Source organism: Arthrobacter sp. HY1533 (genome assembly GCF_027568515.1).
In the GTDB taxonomy this organism is placed as follows: domain Bacteria; phylum Actinomycetota; class Actinomycetes; order Actinomycetales; family Micrococcaceae; genus Specibacter.
Map to the genome: position 1 here is coordinate 74,482 of NZ_JANKZF010000019.1, position 16,463 is coordinate 90,944.

The 16,463-nt window shown below is 56.6% G+C and carries 11 protein-coding genes, 1 tRNA gene and 1 pseudogene; 6 read left to right on the forward strand and 7 right to left on the reverse strand.

What is annotated here, in order from left to right:
- The first annotated feature begins 111 nt into the window (after positions 1–111).
- On the forward strand, positions 112–1,302 hold the full coding sequence (locus tag PCK14_RS14695) for a phosphorylase family protein (protein WP_269939256.1): 1,191 nt from the start codon (positions 112–114) through the stop codon (positions 1,300–1,302).
- Positions 1,303–1,436: 134 nt separating this feature from the next.
- Here the strand turns inward: PCK14_RS14695 and PCK14_RS14700 are convergent, their stop codons facing one another.
- Both PCK14_RS14700 and PCK14_RS14705 read right to left on the reverse strand, forming a co-directional pair.
- The gene (locus PCK14_RS14700) at positions 1,437–1,673 is read right to left on the reverse strand and encodes a glutaredoxin domain-containing protein (protein ID WP_269939257.1); all 237 of its coding nucleotides are present in this window, start codon (positions 1,671–1,673) and stop codon (positions 1,437–1,439) included.
- A 47-nt stretch (positions 1,674–1,720) separates the two neighbouring features.
- On the reverse strand, positions 1,721–2,746 hold the full coding sequence (locus PCK14_RS14705; protein ID WP_269939258.1) for a DUF4192 domain-containing protein: 1,026 nt from the start codon (positions 2,744–2,746) through the stop codon (positions 1,721–1,723).
- A 542-nt stretch (positions 2,747–3,288) separates the two neighbouring features.
- On the opposite strand from PCK14_RS14705, the gene PCK14_RS14710 reads away from it, so the two are divergent.
- Complete coding sequence (locus PCK14_RS14710) at positions 3,289–4,839, forward strand: DNA cytosine methyltransferase (protein ID WP_269939259.1); 1,551 nt, start codon at positions 3,289–3,291, stop codon at positions 4,837–4,839.
- On the opposite strand, the gene PCK14_RS14715 is transcribed toward PCK14_RS14710, so the two are convergent.
- From PCK14_RS14715 to PCK14_RS14735, 5 genes are all read right to left on the reverse strand, one after another.
- Positions 4,836–6,905, reverse strand: a complete 2,070-nt coding sequence (locus PCK14_RS14715; RefSeq protein WP_269939260.1) for an AIPR family protein — start codon at positions 6,903–6,905, stop codon at positions 4,836–4,838. The genes PCK14_RS14710 and PCK14_RS14715 overlap by 4 nt on opposite strands.
- Entirely contained in the window at positions 6,892–7,896 is a 1,005-nt protein-coding gene (locus tag PCK14_RS14720; protein WP_269939261.1) for a PD-(D/E)XK motif protein, read from the reverse strand. The genes PCK14_RS14715 and PCK14_RS14720 overlap by 14 nt, the downstream gene beginning before the upstream one ends.
- Positions 7,889–10,660: a Z1 domain-containing protein gene (locus PCK14_RS14725; RefSeq protein ID WP_269939262.1), complete on the reverse strand. Its 2,772-nt coding sequence runs from the start codon at positions 10,658–10,660 to the stop codon at positions 7,889–7,891. The genes PCK14_RS14720 and PCK14_RS14725 overlap by 8 nt, the downstream gene beginning before the upstream one ends.
- Positions 10,653–12,143 carry an ATP-binding protein gene (locus PCK14_RS14730; RefSeq protein WP_333474363.1) on the reverse strand — a complete coding sequence of 497 codons (1,491 nt, stop codon included), beginning with the start codon at positions 12,141–12,143 and terminating at the stop codon, positions 10,653–10,655. The genes PCK14_RS14725 and PCK14_RS14730 overlap by 8 nt, the downstream gene beginning before the upstream one ends.
- A 561-nt stretch (positions 12,144–12,704) precedes the next feature.
- A tRNA-Arg gene (locus PCK14_RS14735) sits at positions 12,705–12,780 on the reverse strand.
- A 182-nt stretch (positions 12,781–12,962) separates the two neighbouring features.
- Here PCK14_RS14735 and PCK14_RS14740 point away from each other — a divergent pair.
- The 4 genes and pseudogenes from PCK14_RS14740 to PCK14_RS14755 form a co-directional block, all read left to right on the forward strand.
- Positions 12,963–13,586 (forward strand): single-stranded DNA-binding protein, encoded by a 624-nt coding sequence (locus PCK14_RS14740; protein WP_269939263.1) that lies wholly within the window; start codon positions 12,963–12,965, stop codon positions 13,584–13,586.
- Positions 13,587–13,628: 42 nt separating this feature from the next.
- Positions 13,629–14,144 carry a DUF6993 domain-containing protein gene (locus PCK14_RS14745; RefSeq protein WP_269939264.1) on the forward strand — a complete coding sequence of 172 codons (516 nt, stop codon included), beginning with the start codon at positions 13,629–13,631 and terminating at the stop codon, positions 14,142–14,144.
- A gap of 97 nt (positions 14,145–14,241) precedes the next feature.
- Positions 14,242–15,924: an energy-dependent translational throttle protein EttA gene (gene ettA, locus PCK14_RS14750; protein ID WP_269939265.1), complete on the forward strand. Its 1,683-nt coding sequence runs from the start codon at positions 14,242–14,244 to the stop codon at positions 15,922–15,924.
- Between the two features lie 256 nt (positions 15,925–16,180).
- Positions 16,181–16,463 (forward strand): annotated as a pseudogene (locus PCK14_RS14755) (IS110 family transposase); the annotation flags it as partial.

The following is a 16,463-nucleotide window of genomic DNA, read 5'->3' on the forward strand; positions in this document are numbered from 1 at the left end:
ATGGTTGTTGACGGGGGTTGGTTTCGGACGTGCAATGGGGAGAGGCACAGTTGTCAGCTCGATGCTGAAGGGTGCTTTGGTTGCTGGCGGGATTCGTGATGGGAGCGGGCCATGGTTGCCGTATCTGATTTCGTCCGGGGTCGACGGGGCTTGTCTCGCCAGGTCATCGATTTTTCACCAACGATTGTCGAGCCACCCGTGGAAGTCGAGCAGGTGCAACGCGACGGGGTCCTCTTGGGTGTTGCCCTCCGGGGAGTGGCAGGTGCTCTTGCTCATCGCTGGCCCGCGGGCCTGGCACCAACCCCGGTGGACGATCCGGGAGTTGATCCTGCCGCCCCGTTGCCGCCTGCTGACTACGTTGTGATTGCGTGGACGGTTGCCGAGGCCAGGGCCTTGGCGAACGTACTTACACCGGGCATCAACCCTGCCACTAGGTTCCACTCGTATACCCACAACTATGATGCGTTGCTGCCGACCATTCGCGCGGGTGCTCCGGCCAGGGGAGCGAAGCGGCTCGCCAGCTGGGACAGGACAAGCATCGCTGGGAAATCAGTTCTGGTCATGAAGTCAGAACTCCACCTGAACCAGGATTCAATCTCGACGGGGGATGGGACGGCCACGTTGCCGGTCGCTGAACTCTTTCGCCAGATCATTGGCGAAGCCCAACCACGTTTGGTGATCACCACGGGGACGGCGGGCGGTACCTTGGCGGACGCTGAGCTCGGTGACGTCGTTGTCACCAGGGCGGCACGGTTCCGGCTTGCCGATGAATTCCGCAACGAGCCCTTCAATGGCGTGCTGTACAAGAGCCCGGGCGAGATCCCACCGACCCAGTTGGGAGCAGCATCGGCTTTGTTGGATGTGGCCACGGGGCGCCTGAAGGAGCCGGATTTTGGCCCACCCACCAAACGCTACCCCTTTGGGGCACTGCTTCCTGGGTTCGCGAACGCACCGAGACTTCTCTGTGATGGGATGGACTTTGCGGAGTACCTGCCCATCCTGACGACGGACTACTTTGAATTCGGGACCAGCACCAACAATCTGGGGGATGAGGGGTGCGGGGTAGAGATGGGTGATGCCGTCCTGGGACTCGTCGCCGAGGAGCTCGGAGCTGCGGCCCCGCGATGGCTGGTGGTCCGCAATGCCTCCGACCCGCCCATCAACGGGGCCCTTCCCACTTCACCCCATGTACCGGATATGCAGGCTCATTGGGCCGTCTTCTACTACGAGCAGTACGGGTACTGGACCAGCGTGAACAGTGCCTTGGCCTGCTGGGCCGTGATCGCGGGCGATACAGCATAGATACACGAGGGGCTTCGGGTGGTCATGCTGCATCCGTCGACAACGGACAGTGACTTCTGGCTGGACCGGTCGCAGGACTGTCGTGTCCGCTGGTCGCCGCGGCCGGCGATGGAATTTCTGACGGGCAGTGTTGCCTACTTCAAGGCGAGTCGGAGCCGTTCAATCTCGAACGGGTTAAAGCCCGACCAATGGTGGTGCTCGCTGACGACAACGATAGGGGCCTGAGAATATCCGAGGTCTTGGACATATTCGAGGGCGGCGGCGTTGGTCGTCAGGTCGACGACGGTGTACGCGATGCCGGCATGGTCCATGCTGCGGCAGGTGAACTTGCATTGCTGGCAGCCGGGCTTGCTGTACACCGTGATGTGCATTGCCCTCACCTCCGTTTCTGTTATCGCTGGTGCTGGATCGCGTGAAATTACTGATGGTGGTTCCGGTACGCGGTGTTTTTGTGTTGTGCCCAGCCCGAGACGACGCCGGCGCCGAGCATCTGGTCAAGCAGCTTGGCGAGGTGGTAGTCGGGGTCGAATGTGAGGGCGACGTGCATGTAGTTCGCAGCTGCCGTTCCCTTGCCCTTCCACCAGCAGATGTGCCCGAGCATCGTCAACGGGGCCGCCACATGGGTCGGGGCGGCGATGGTGAGCAACTGTCGCAGCAGCTTTTCGGAGCTGTCGATGCGGTCCCATTGAGGGGCTTCATCTGTGGCACCCAGGAGGGTGGCGCCCATGGGTTCGTTGATGCCGGGCATGTTGGCCAGGATCTGGTCCCTGAGCCCAACGTGCTGCAGCCCGGCAAGGACCTCGGCCAACTGCTCGTGGGTGGGGTCGGCATCGTGGTCAACGAATTCAGTCCATAGTCGGTAGGCCGCGGCAAGGCTTTGTGCCGGGTGGGTGGCCATGTCCCGCAGCGCCGACTCGACTGCTTCGTTGTCGACAGCGGTGAATAACTCGGGGATGGCCGGTGAATCGCTGTGTCCGACGGTGCTGCCCTGGTAGACCAGCTCGGCGTTCAGGAGGCAGGACTCGACGGCGGCCAGCGGGGTCTCCTCGCCACATGAGGTTGGATTGGCGCCGTCGTAGGTGGCGAAGGATTCGGGGCCGACGATCCACACGTCATGGACGAGCAGCCCGGCAGCCATGAGCCGCTGCTTGAGTCCTTGGACCATGGCGGCGAAGGGCTTGGACTGTCCTTTGCCCCATGGCTGGTGGGTGAAGAGGGCGATGAGGACAGCGGTGGCGTCGCGGTCAATGCCGACGGAGTGGGCGACGACGTCGACGAAGTTCTCAGCTGGGACTGTGGTGTGGGGAAGGTTGACTCGGAGGGTGGGGCCGAGTGTCTTGCCCTCGAGGGCGACGCAGACGAGGCTTTCATTGGGCCAGTAGCCGAGGCTGTGGCTCATGTAGCTGATGGCGTCGGCTGGGCTGCTGATTCTGATCGGTTCCATTGTCCTGCTCCTCCTGTGTGAACGGTGGCTGGGTGTTCGCGGCCGCCTGCTCGGTTGGTGCCTTCTGGTAAGAGGAATCACCGCTGGGTGTTAGGGGCCGGAGGGCAACTTGGGGTACCGGGCACGGGGCAAAAATTGTTTCGAGGAAATAAGCGACGCAGGAGCGCCGAGGAAGAATTTTTGGAGGAGTGACCGGCGCGAAGCGCCCTGGTTGCGTGGAGGGCCCGCCCAGCGATGATGGGGTACCAGAAGGCACCACGGTGTTTGGCATGTGTTCATAGAGTTCCATCGGCTAAAGCGCCAGTTCTAACTGACTGCATGACTTGCAACCGGTGCCGCAGGAGGTGTCTATTGCCCTCCTCAGGGCTGGTCCTGGGAACAGCCGCGCGTGACGACATATCTGGCTGTGAGGAGAAGCGTGGCGAGAGATGACGTGACCGCCATTCTTGGCAGGATCACCATTGGCACGTGTCTGGATCGACATGATCGTGTTGGGTTCCAATGCAAGAGACCCCTGCATAACCTGGTAACTTAGAGCTACTATGACATCTGAAATTCCTGCCTCTCGCTTGGTCCCCATGCCCGTAATCGACCTGTTCGCGGGGCCAGGCGGACTGAACGAGGGATTTTCGAGCATAGGGGAAGAAGAGGGAGAACCTCGGTTCCAAACTGTCGCCTCATTTGAGATGGAAGCCAATGCAGTCAAGACCCTCAAACTTCGTTCGGTCTACCGTCACCTCAAGCGCAACGGCGGCGTGCCTCAGGCTTACTACGACTACATATCGGGCGTAATGGAGTGGGACGAATTTAAGACTGAACCGAGAGTTGATGTGGCAGTTGTAGCCGCTGATGATCACGTGCATGAAATCGAGCTTGGTCAAGCGACTCGCAAAGACGTAGGCGATCGGATCGCGAAGGCGCTGGCTGCTTCACCGAAAAATGCTGCAGGAGACTGGGTCCTGATTGGTGGTCCACCATGTCAGGCATACTCCTTAGCAGGACGATCACGCCGAACGAACGACTCCGACTTCGCGTTTGATAAGAAGCATTTTCTTTATGAAGAGTACTTGGACATACTTAGGCGATTCAAGCCTTCGGTGTTTGTCATGGAAAACGTCAAAGGGTTGCTGTCTTCAAAGAATCATGGCGTTAGCATGATTGACCAAATACTCAACGACCTGCGACGCCCGAGCGATTCTGTTCGTTACGAAGTTAGGTCATTGGTTGTTGATCCAAAAAATGGCAAAATTTTACCGAAAGAATTCGTCATACGTGCGGAAGAATATGGTATCCCGCAGAAACGTCATCGAATAATCCTTCTCGGCGTTAGAACTGACGTCGTTGAGCGAACAGACTATGCAGTCTTGGAGAAAACTTCGAAAGTCACCGTGCGGGACGCCATAGCAGATCTTCCAGTTCTTCGTTCGCGGATTTCGCCAATGCGCTTTGATAGTGACGAAAACTGGGAAATGCTCAAGCAGCGGACGGTTGCCCGTCGTGATGCACTTGCTGCAGATGACACGGACGATTCACTAGCAGCGGTTTTCGTGGAGCCTGAAGAACCTATCGAGGATGCCGGGTTGGATGTGCCCAAAGAAAGATACCAAAAGTGGATCCAAGATAAATACTTAGAGAAAACTCTCCAGCATCAATCGAGAAGTCATATGGAATCTGACATTGAACGCTATGCGCATCTCGCGTGGAAAGCCGGTGAATTAGGGAAGAGCCCTAAGTTCTCGGACTTACCCGACGGTCTTGAGCCAAATCACAAGAATATCGGCCAGAAAGACACTCCCTTCCTTGACCGATTTAGGGTTCAAGTGTGGGATGAGCCGTCGACGACCATTGTCTCTCACATTTCTAAAGACGGTCACTATTATATTCACCCCGATGAATCACAGATGCGTAGTTTAACGGTCCGTGAAGCCGCTAGACTTCAGACGTTTCCAGATAACTATTTTTTCGAAGGTACTCGGACGATGCAGTATCACCAGGTTGGAAACGCCGTGCCTCCGCTGTTGGCGCATTTGATTGCGGAGAAAGTGGTGGAGACATTGCGGTTGGGCGTCGCTGCCGAATCTAGCGTGGACTAGAATTGTGCAAATCCCTTTTCGCGGGCCTTTGTTAGCGTTGCGATGAGGCGTGCGCATTGCCGTTCAGAAGGAAACCCGGTTTTACGTCCAGTGACGATATCAAGTATGCCAATATCAGTTGGCCCTGCAATGCGACTGCGGAGAGCGAACTCTCGTAAGCCTTCCCATTGTTCCTTAGATGTTGAAAAAACCTGCTTTTGGATGTCGATGCTGTTGTCGATCCGCTGAGTGGTTTTTGAATTGTTCAGCGCCTCCGCGCGATCAGACGTGTCGACAAGGCCGCGTTTGAAGTTATCTGGCAGCTCGAAGGTGGCCGTTCGTACAGCCTCCCAACAGGCCTGTGATTTGGCCCACTCAGTAACGTTGGCTACCCGACGGCTAGGAGCCGTGAGAATTTCGAAGGCAAGCTTGGCAGACGCAAGGGCTGTCTCTAGGACCGCATCGGGCAACGTCTGGAGGTTCCAGATCGCCGAGAAATTGAAGTGATTCCCAGGAGCTTGCTTGTCGATTTCGAGAGAAAGTTTGGCTATGGCGTACGTGACGATGTTCGCAAGGTAGCCCTTGTCATACCAGTCGGACTTGGCGACAGCCTTTCGCACTTCTTCGTACATGATCGCTTTGGCGACTAGGTCCCGGAAGTACTGCTCATTTATTGCCTCGTTAGACGATTCCCAAACTTTTGCGATACTTTCAGCGAAGGCAACAAAGTTCTTTTGCGCACCCGCGCTCACAAGATGCGGCTTCTGAGCCCATGAGACGGCATATTTTGCCACATCAGTCTTAGTAATTACCTGCCCTCGCGGAAAGGTTGCTAGGAATTTATTCGCATCGGCCGTGGCTAGCTTGTTCTTTTCATTGAGGTACTGTCCGCGAGTTCGCTCGTAGTACCACTTGGTCTGGTAATTGAGGCCAGGCCGGGCTGGAACCAGCAACCTTCGCGCCAGCTCTTCCAAACGGATATGGAATGGGCTATTGGAGAAGAAGTCTGCTTCACTGACCCGATTCTGGCTATTTGCAAAGCGAGAGATCTTCGGCACTAGGTCAACGGCTTTCGTGGGATCCACTACTACAAGTTTCATTGGCACGTATACGTCCCTGAGTACGGTTTGGTCGGTGCCTTCCCTTGCGACATAGAACAGCGAGGCGGTAGTTTGTCCACCGTTGACAATTTGTAAGTCTACGAGGGCCGTCGCACGAAGGCCGTCCTCCGTGCGTGTCAGACCTGTAGCAGTTGCAGTGATGCCATTGTTGTACGCCATGAACATCTCAGGTTCGGAGTGAATGGTGGCCTTAATACCTTTGTTGACTTTGCCTCGCCCGCTAAGGAATGAACGCACGTTCCCTTCAAGCAGCCTGCTTCCATACTGCCCATACAGGTCAGCCACCAAAGCTCCCGGTACAGCGGCCATGTACGTGGCGAAGTCTGTTGAGTCGCCGTTTATTTCCAATATGGGGAGACCTTCCGGAACCCATTTGGTCAAGTTGATCTCTAAGGCTTCACGACCCTGCTGGGACTCCTGAACTTGGTGAAGTCGCTGCAGGTCCCAGAGGTGAAAATCTACGGGGATACCGTTAATGCTCGAGGATGGGATTTCTTTGATCCGGTCACTGAGCCGACCATTCGTGACAAGGTACAGGCGATATCGCGAAACTGCGCGTCCACGATGGTTTAGATCTACGGCGAGTTGATAGACCGCAGAACTTTCTTCCCTTCCAACAGTGAATTGTCCGGAAACTGCTTCAGATAGAAAGCCCTCGAGAGCAGTTAGCCGCTTCTTTGCGTCGGTCGCAGTGACTACATCGAGCGAATCAGAGTTGGCGTACAAGAGTACGGCCAGTGAAACCGATTCGTCGGCGTCGTCCAAGTCATAAGCGTGGACGGCCAGTTTCTTGTTGCGCTGGCCTTTGCCTTCAAACTGCAGGACGGTGAAGTTTTCAACTTCACCAGCTTCGGCAAATCTTTCCGACACTTCAGCCATGAAAGCCATTGATGTGTAATCATTCTCCACGGCGGCACGGGCGTTAACAGTGTTTTGCAGGTCTAAGTGGAAATCATCTAGATTCATTCGGCGACGCTTTCGGTTCGGTGGGCGGCAACCCAAGCTCTGAAATGCTGCATTCAAACGGTGCTAGGTCCGCCAAGTTCAAGAAATACGAGACCCGACTTACACCGTTTGGTAACTTGCTGGGCTCGAGTCGGGGGAACGCGCCCTTAACTTCGAGGAACTGGTGTCTTGTCGGAAGGAAATACATGTCTTCGTATGCCTCGTCATACCGATCGAAACAGACTGCGTCGAGACGGCGGGCCAGCTCGGACTGGGGAACGCCGGATTCTTGTAGCAACCGATCCGCATGGTCAAGAAGGCCAGGAATCGTCAAGGCCCCTGGCGTATCCGCCACGGCATCATCGGCGGCCACGACGCAGACGAACAGCCGCTGATTCGGCAGGCGATTCAATTGGTTTTCTGACGAAATCTGAATGCGGCGGGTGCCGCTATGTATGGTTTTGATTTCGACTAAGGGCCCACCAGGAAACTGAAAGTCTTGATCACTTTGGAACGGTCCATGCCACGCATCTATGACGTCACCGACTGTGCATTCCAGGGCAAGATTTGAAAAGCCGATCAAAAGCTCACCAAACAGGCCACGGGCAGCCTCCAAGGATAGTCGTTGACTCGGAGGTGCCTTGAGGAGCGTCCGCCACTCCTCAACGCTAGCCATGAAGGTCGCGAGTCCTTGAGCTTCAGAACTGGTCCCTGAGACTCGATCCACGATATGTGCGCAGAGCCGGACGAAAACGTCCGTAAACTTGGGCGCCTTGAGCGTCAGCAGGAGCACCCAATGGCCGTCGATACTCCTCTGTGTGCGTGCTACATCAACCGCGTCGGACAGTTCAGGAATGCCGGGCTTGAGGCTGCTGATGGAACAGAACATCGGTTGTCCCGCTTGGTCAGTTCCACATACGAGGCGAAGCTCTAGATCCGGATCAACTTCGAGCGTTTTAGGCAGCCGTTGCTCAATGGCTCTCAGCCATAGGTCTTCAACGGGATTAGACATCGTCATCCTCATCAGTTCCGGAGTACTCTACGAACCATTGTTTTTGAGCGACAGTGTTGATGAGGTAGCGAACGTCACCGTCCCGATTGTTGACGTCGAGGCGGTTCCCCGGAAAAGCGAGCTTTATGCCAACGATTTGCTCTTGTTCAATGTTTGCGACTTTTTTCCGATCCTTTTCTGGCAATTCCTTGAAGTTGGGTACCAGAACGTAGACAAGCAAGATTGGCCTCGGAAGGTGCTCGTAGATGGCTGATTCTGGGACTTGCTTGCCCGGGTACTCCTGCTTAAAGCCTTCGGTAAGGGCGTCATCGATGGCAGAGTCGAGTAGTCTTCTTAGGTCGTCGCTACCTGCCAGCCTGCTGCTTTTTCCTGAAACGAGTAGTTCATCAGCGGCGCCGACGGTCATTGTTCGGGTCGGTGGATGGATCTTCACACCGCCAAACGATTCTTCGGAATCGGCCTTTTTTGTGCCGTTGATGAAAACTACATCCCACTTCGTGAACTTGGCTGTCTTGTTGTTCTTCACAAACTTGCTGATGGCGTTGCCATAGAAGAGTTCGTCCATACGGTGTGCGGTGTACTCGTCAAGGAAGGCAGCGACCAAGTTTTGCGGGACGTTTGTGAAACGCGGGTAGCCACGTCGGGTTTGACCGGGCTGACCGAATGTTCCGACGAGTGTCTCTGCAAGGGCGATGGCAGCACCCCTGTTTTCCCTAATGGTCATTTTCCTCGGGTCGAGCCGTGAGGTCTCAATGCGCCGCCCGATAAGGCTGATGACTTTAGGTTCTACTGCGGCCGACTTGGACTTATTCTTCGCCGTGATCAGAAGTGCGCCAGGATGCATGCGTATAGACAGCCCGAAATCGAGGGGGGTCAATGACTGGCGCTGCATGAGTCTTAGATCTGAGCGCAGTTCAGCAACGGCGTCGGCTATGAAACGGTAGTCGGCTGCTACACCAGGATCGATCCAGATGCGGCAGAGGTCTTCGTATTCGTCCCGGTAACCGAACCAACGAGCCATTTGCATCATAGTGTCGGCTGCTCGGACGTTTCGGTAGTAGTAGCTGACCATGAGGCCTTCGAGGGTTAGACCGCGGCTGAGGACGTCACCACCGATGGCGATGACGCGCTTTGGCATTTCGGCGCTTTGTTGCTGTTCCTTCAGGAGTTTTTCGGTGTCCGAGTTGAACGTCCTGACGGTAATTTCGTTGGCTGAGTTCGGGAGAGCGGCGAGAACTTCCGACCACGTGGGCCCAGCCGTGGAATAGAACGTTTCGAAGGTTGACTTCAGTCCATCGATGATCTGGTTTTCGACGCCCTCGTTGTAGAGGATGGCATGGGCTTCGAGTGCATTCTTGATGCTGTCAATTTCATTCTTCACAAAGTCATGCAAGTGCGTTTGAACTCGCTTGAAACGTGAAACGTTGATCAGCATGGCGCGCCGCTGGTCTTCTTGCCCTCGTATATCACGAACGGCGTTCGCGACAACATAGACCTTTATGGCTGTCTTTAGGCTCTCGGGGATGTCATGGACTACGTGGTACTGCCTGTGCTTGAGCGGGAGCAATGGTTCCACATCGTGGAGGTCTATGACTTTGTCTTCATTGATGTTGTCCTCGGTTCCAAAGACTTGATTGGCTCCCACGTAGTTCGTGGGTGCCTCCAACCCGTAGACGAAATCCTTCGGAAATAGGTCGGGGTGAACTTCGCCGTCTTTGACAGTCTCGGCCTCGTGGTCGATGAGGATATTTGCGAACGGAGTCGCCGTGATGGCGACATAGGAGTTCCGTGAAAACTTTCCAAGGAGCTTGCGAATGAGGAAGTTCGTCTTTGTCGGGTCGTCTTCCTTGCCAGTATTAACAGAGCCGTAGTCCGATTCGTCGTCAATGAGCAAGAGTGGCAGTTCGATCCGGCCATGAGACTTTGGTTGGTCGTTCGTCCAGTCAATGAGCGCGTTCAGAACATGGACGTTTTTCTTGACGACAAAGATGAATGGATTAGGTGACTCCTCGGACACACTAATGCTGGTGGCGTCCTTGCTCGCTTGGAGAAAGTCTTGGACGACTGTCGTCATTCCGGTGGCATAAGTCAACTGCTTATTCAGTCGGCCGACTCCAACAAATCGGTCGGCCGACGTACCCGTTCCTGACCTAGAGACGTTCCGACTTGAATCCTTTCCAAGAAATCCTTCATCAACACGAATTTGGGTTTGCTGCCTCAACGACTCAGTATTTCCGGCCAAGAGGATGATGAGGCGATAGCCGGCGTCGGCTGCTTTGTTGAGCAGGCCCAAGTAGGTTTGTGTTTTCCCTGACTGTACGTCACCAATGATTAGGCCCTTTCGGTCCCAAGGCCCGGGCAGTGTCGGGTCACCGACATAGTCTAATATCTCGTCAGTGAAGATTTCCATTTTTTCGAGAACTCGTGGAGAACGATTATTGCTTCGTAGCCATTGTTTGTACGTGAGCCACCGAGACCATTCCACGTGATGCTTTTTTGATGCGAGCCAAGGCTTAAAATCTTTATCCGTAATCCCAACGCCGAGTTCGACATCTATGCTTAATTTACTTACAAGACGGCGGTGCGCCGTGGCCACATCATCGTCGGAAATGTGGGGTGCCACGAGCGGTCGGTACTTCGCCAGTTCGTTGTGAAGTTCAGATTCGCTGTGATTGTTGTCGCTGAGGAGAAGACTCACGACGTTTTCGAGGTTTTCCGTTTGAGAACGAATGGAGCTGGGGTCGGAAGCGGCTTGGCTAGTCATTGACGACCTTTCGAAGTAATTCTTTCGGGGAAGACGTGAGGATGAACGGTTCGATCGATGCCATGGCGGAGACAAACTGCTCTGGGTTGCCGCCACTGGCTTTATAGGCTTTCCAAAGCGCTGATGCCAAGCTTTCGAGGCCCGGACCACTTGGCTGTTGAGGTGAATGGCTCTCGTCTTGACCGAGTCTGTTGTATGCGTCCTCAACCGGGAATGTGGATTCCAGAAGCGTTAACAAAGTCGACATTTGCGTCATATCTTCTGGCATCATCCGGTCGGTCAGTGCCGCCACAGCCGGATTTTCCCGATTGATTTCGTAACGAAAATTGCCGCGGTCGTCGATAACGTTCCATATTGGGTTAGTCCGGGACTGTTCTTGGACAATTCGGCCACGATAGAGATGAACACTTCTGCTCGGTGCCACGATTCGTCCTGCTATTCGGCGAAGGTTGTCGCGAATCTGAGGGGGTGGTGCGGCGGAGGCTTTCTTTATGTCGAGGGACCACAAATGATCGAGTGTATTTGGGATGTCGACTCTGACTCGCGCGAGTTTTCCTAGGTCGTCTTTGGGGGCAATCCGAAACCAAGTTCCCCAGATGACTAACCGAAGTTCACGGTAAATGTAAAAGCCCTGGCTGTCGCGAACGCGGCCCGCGACTTGAGCTCGCTTCTTCTCAAGTGGGGTCATGCGATTTAGGTGTGGAAGCGTGTATGGCTGGACTTCTATTTGTTCTCCGGCGACGGAGAACGACTCGGATGGGCCGAGCTGGGTTGCTTTGTTGGACTCTAGATAAGGATCAGAACCTTGTATAGCTACGCGGTTAATTCGTATCTCAAAACGTTGGCCATGCTCTCCGGCAAGGAATCTATGAAAGACAAGTGCCAGATGACTTCTAACTTCAGTCATTGCCGCGTCGAACGATGAACTTAGGTCTCCAACAGTTGCGGTTAGTCGATCGAGATTTCGCCAGATGACCAAGGTTCCTGAGGTGCGATCGGCCAATTCGTTGAACCGGGGCAAGGACTTTAGCTCATCTCCGGCGAGGACGAGCAGGCTCCACGTCTGTTGTGCGATCATGTGGTCGATGTTCCACTCGAATCCGCACAGAGCACCTTCGTGTTTCGAAACGACGACCAAGTCTCGGCACTGCGAAAGCGATGCGGTTTTCAGACCTAGACCAAATCGTCCAAGGTCATTGGGATTTCGTTTGGTCAAGGGGCTAGTACCTGCGAGCCGCATTGCATCGATGGCTTCTCCGGATGACATTCCTTCGCCGTTGTCGACCAAGGCAACATATGGATAAGGTGAACTTCCGAAAAATATGTCGACCATCGTGGCTGATGCAGAAATCGAGTTGTCGATGAGGTCGGCCACAGCTGTCTGTAGCGTGTACCCGACTGCGCGCATTGACTCCATGAGATGCGGATCAGGTGGAAGTATTTGCTCGGTTGTCACTAGATCCCCAGTTGTAGTCCATACCATCAGCGTTTTAGCGCTTATTGGATCCTAACCGCAACCATGTGGCACCTCCACTTGAACACGCCATGCTGCGCCAGTACGGGATGTCGACTCTTGGCGAGGATTTGTGTGAGATGGAGGCCTCATAGTTTTTGGCCTCCATAACAGGACGATGCTAATTGTCGACTAGCTCCAGATGGCCCTGTTTGCCTGCCTAGAGTCCGAGCTGAACTGCCTTGCACTGTGGGCCTGGAGTGTTTTCCTGTTGGGAGCGGCCCTTAGTTGATAGAACTCCGCGCGCTAGGACTTCGGCGGTGGGGCTATGTGAGCGAACGGAGGCTGAAGGTGGCTCCGGATTGAAGTATGAGGGCCGATTTAGCTGCAACGAGCCGGACACCCCTCCGAATGGCGGAGTGCTCAAGTTGCCAAAAACGTGAGCAGAAATTGAACCCATTTCCGCCCCAAAGCAAACCAAAAACGTGACGAATTTTTCATTCAAAAACGTGAGTAAATCGTGACTTGGGTCGTTTTTGGCCTTAAGTGACTCCGACCCGCAGGATGAAACCGCAGGTCAGAGCCACTTTTTGGTGCCCCGGGCGGGAATTGAACCCACGACCAAGAGATTAGAAGGCTCCTGCTCTATCCGCTGAGCTACCGAGGCGTTGGTCCACAAGGGACCGCATCTAAATTATCAGGTTTATCCGCCGATCTCTTCCCCCACAGGCGGAGCCACAGACGCGGCCGTCCACAGATGGAGCTTGCCCACTGTTCGGCATGGCTTCCAAGGCGTTGGCTGGAGGCAACCAATCACTGCTGCAGCCGCGGCACACGGAAGGAATCGAAATGGCGGATCAGATCAGCTTGACGGGATTTGTTAGCTCCGAGATCGAAACAGTCACCCTGGACTCGGGCGTTGTCCTGGGCAAGTTTCGCATGGGAAGCAACACCCGGCGATTCGACAAGCCCACGAACCAGTGGGTGGACGGTGCAACCAACTGGTACCACGTGACCGTTTGGCGCGCACTGGCCTCAAACACTGTGGTCAGCATCCACAAGGGAGACCGCATCGTGCTGGTCGGGAAGCTCTCCGTAAGCTCCTATGTGCGCAAGGACGGGGCTCCGGGTACGAAGGTGGAGATTGAAGCCGAGGCCATCGGTCCTGACCTGAAGTTCGGCAAGGCCAGCTTCCACCGCACTTCCAATGCCCGGTCAGACACCCAGGGCGGCACGTGGCAAGGAGCTGGCGCATCCCCAACGCACCAGTATGGGAATGGAGATGACGAGGAAGGTGAAGTCCCACCCGACAACGACGAAAACGCCGAGGAAGCCGGCGACCCAAACGAAGGTGACAATGGCGACACCGGGGGACAGGCTGCCGCCCTGGAGAACAGCGCCGACGGTCTCCAGAACGGCGAAGGGTACAACGAGGAAACCGGTGAGATCGTCGACGAGTCAGTGCCCTTCTGAGGCGTTGGGGAAATGTGAAGCAGGCCATGGCACAATGGCGGGGTGACTTTGGACAAGACAGAACCCCTTCAGCAGGGCGAATCCGGCCGCAGGACTTTCCGCAATGCCGGAGCGGCAATCCTTCTGGTGGCGGCTATCGCGTTGGGTGGATGTTCGATGCTGCCTGGCGGCGGGTCCACTGCGCAGGACGCCCCGGCCACCTCAGCCGCCGCACCCGCCAAGGATGCTCCGGAGGCACCTGCTGAAGCCACCAAACCCCCGTCGGCTGCACAGGAATTCTCCACGAAGCTGAAGGCATCACTGTCTAAGCTGGCCGCCACCACCAAGGCCCCCAACCGGGAGCAGATGATGGCCGCCATGCTCGAGGCAGGGGCCGTCAAGGAGAAAACTGAACTCTCCATCGACATCACCCCGACGGGTCTTGCCGTTGATGCGGTTGAAGCTGCAACCCTGGTGGCCGAGGAATGTGTCATCGGCCAGGTCCGCGACGGCAACGTCGCCGTGACAGTTCTCCCCGTGCTGGCCTCGGGCCGCTGTTTCGTGGGCGACGTCCACTAGGGCAAACCTTCCCACACCGCAGTCCCGAACGGGACCCGCAGAAACACTGCCTGCTGCGAATGTGAGTTATGAGCCTGCACCCACTAACCTTGGGGGTATGGCGGAATTTATTTATACGATGTCCAATGCCCGCAAGGCTGTTGGCGAAAAACTCATTCTTGACAACGTAAGCATGTCTTTCTACCCCGGCGCCAAGATTGGCGTCGTGGGGCCCAACGGTGCTGGCAAGTCCACCATCCTGAAGATCATGGCTGGCTTGGACACCCCCTCCAACGGCGAGGCTCGCCTGAGCCCCGGCTACACCGTGGGCATCCTGCTCCAGGAGCCGCCGCTGAACGAGGAAAAGACCGTCCTGGGCAACGTCCAGGAAGGCGTTGGCGAAATCTACGGCAAGATCCAGCGCTACAACGAGATCTCCGAGGAAATGGCCAGCCCCGACGCTGACTTCGACACCCTCCTCGAAGAGATGGGCAAGCTGCAGGAAGCCATCGACGCCGCCGACGCTTGGGACATCGACTCCCAGCTCGAGCAGGCCATGGACGCGCTCCAGTGCCCGCCGGCCGACTCCGACGTCACGGTACTCTCCGGTGGTGAGCGCCGCCGCGTTGCCCTGTGCAAGCTCCTGCTGCAGAAGCCTGACCTGCTGCTCCTGGATGAGCCCACCAACCACTTGGACGCCGAGTCCGTGAACTGGCTGGAACAGCACCTCAAGAGCTACGCCGGCGCCGTCCTCGCCGTGACCCACGATAGGTACTTCCTTGACCACGTGGCCGAGTGGATCGCCGAAGTTGACCGCGGCCACCTGTACCCGTACGAAGGCAACTACTCCACCTATCTGGAGAAGAAGCGCGCCCGCCTGGAAGTCCAGGGCAAGAAGGACGCCAAGCAGGCAAAGCGCCTCACCGAAGAACTCGAGTGGGTACGCTCCAACGCCAAGGGCCGCCAGACCAAGTCCAAGGCCCGTCTTGCACGCTACGAGGAAATGGCTGCCGAGGCCGACCGCACGCGCAAGCTCGACTTCGAGGAAATCCAGATTCCGCCGGGCCCGCGCCTGGGCGGCATCGTCCTGGAAGCCGAAAACCTGAAGAAGGGCTTCGGCGACCGCGTACTGATCGACGGACTCTCCTTCACCCTGCCCCGCAACGGCATCGTCGGCGTCATCGGCCCCAACGGTGTCGGCAAGTCGACCCTGTTCAAGACCATCGTTGGCCTGGAACCGCTCGACGGCGGCAAGCTCAAGGTGGGCGAATCCGTCAAGATCTCCTACGCCGACCAGAGCCGCGGCGGCATCGACCCGGACAAGACCCTGTGGCAGGTAGTTTCCGACGGCCTGGACTTCATCCAGGTGGGCAACGTGGAAATGCCTTCACGCGCCTACGTCGCAGCCTTCGGTTTCAAGGGTCCGGACCAGCAGAAGAAGGCAGGTGTGCTCTCCGGTGGTGAGCGCAACCGCCTGAACCTGGCGCTGACCCTCAAGCAGGGTGGAAACCTGTTGCTTTTGGATGAGCCCACCAACGACCTTGACGTGGAAACCCTCAGCAGCCTGGAAAACGCGCTGCTGGAATTCCCCGGTTGCGCCGTGGTGGTATCTCACGACCGTTGGTTCCTGGACCGAGTGGCCACCCACATCCTGGCCTACGAAGGCACCGATGAGAACCCGGCCAACTGGCACTGGTTCGAGGGCAACTTCGATTCCTACGAGGAAAACAAGGTTGAGCGCCTGGGCGCCGATGCGGCCCGTCCGCACCGCGTCACCCACCGCCGCCTGACCCGCGACTAATCCCCACGCCCTCCCGATGTGCAGCCGCTGGCGCGTCTGCACATCGGGGCCCTCGGGCGCGTGGGCCCACAGAATGGCCGGTTCCCCTTTCGGGAACCGGCCATTCTGCATTTCAGGAGTTAGACGATATGAGGTGAGGGCCGGGGCCTTCTGTTTCACAGCTTCCGTGGGTTGCCAGTGAACAACCTCCTTGGCTTTGCGGCCTTGGGAGTGTTGCATTGGTAGTGCCACATGTGAGTTTTGGGAGGTCCCGGCTATGTTTCAGCATACGTTTATTGGGCTCGATGTTCACGCGGTTTCTGTGGTGGGATGCGCGTTGAATCCCGACACCGGGGAGCTGGTGAGGATGGCCATGGATTCAGACCCGGTGGTCGTCCTGGACTGGATCCGCCGCTTCGAGCCACCCGTGAAGGCGGTCTACGAGTCGGGCCCGACCGGGTACGTGCTCGCCCGGCACCTGCGCGAGGCCGGGATCGATTGCGTGGTCGCGGCATCCTCGAAACTGTTGCGGGCACCGGGCGATAAGGTCAAAACCGACC

Excerpts from the sequence above, each read along its gene's own strand:
- PCK14_RS14725 (WP_269939262.1), bottom strand. The coding sequence starts at position 10,660 with ATGACTAGCCAAGCCGCTTCCGACCCCAGCTCCATTCGTTCTCAAACG.
- PCK14_RS14740 (WP_269939263.1), top strand. The coding sequence starts at position 12,963 with ATGGCGGATCAGATCAGCTTGACGGGATTTGTTAGCTCCGAGATCGAA.
- PCK14_RS14715 (WP_269939260.1), bottom strand. The coding sequence starts at position 6,905 with ATGAATCTAGATGATTTCCACTTAGACCTGCAAAACACTGTTAACGCC.
- PCK14_RS14730 (WP_333474363.1), bottom strand. The coding sequence starts at position 12,143 with ATGGTATGGACTACAACTGGGGATCTAGTGACAACCGAGCAAATACTT.
- PCK14_RS14710 (WP_269939259.1), top strand. The coding sequence starts at position 3,289 with ATGACATCTGAAATTCCTGCCTCTCGCTTGGTCCCCATGCCCGTAATC.
- ettA (WP_269939265.1), top strand. The coding sequence starts at position 14,242 with ATGGCGGAATTTATTTATACGATGTCCAATGCCCGCAAGGCTGTTGGC.
- PCK14_RS14695 (WP_269939256.1), top strand. The coding sequence starts at position 112 with ATGGTTGCCGTATCTGATTTCGTCCGGGGTCGACGGGGCTTGTCTCGC.
- PCK14_RS14705 (WP_269939258.1), bottom strand. The coding sequence starts at position 2,746 with ATGGAACCGATCAGAATCAGCAGCCCAGCCGACGCCATCAGCTACATG.
- PCK14_RS14700 (WP_269939257.1), bottom strand. The coding sequence starts at position 1,673 with ATGCACATCACGGTGTACAGCAAGCCCGGCTGCCAGCAATGCAAGTTC.
- PCK14_RS14720 (WP_269939261.1), bottom strand. The coding sequence starts at position 7,896 with ATGTCTAATCCCGTTGAAGACCTATGGCTGAGAGCCATTGAGCAACGG.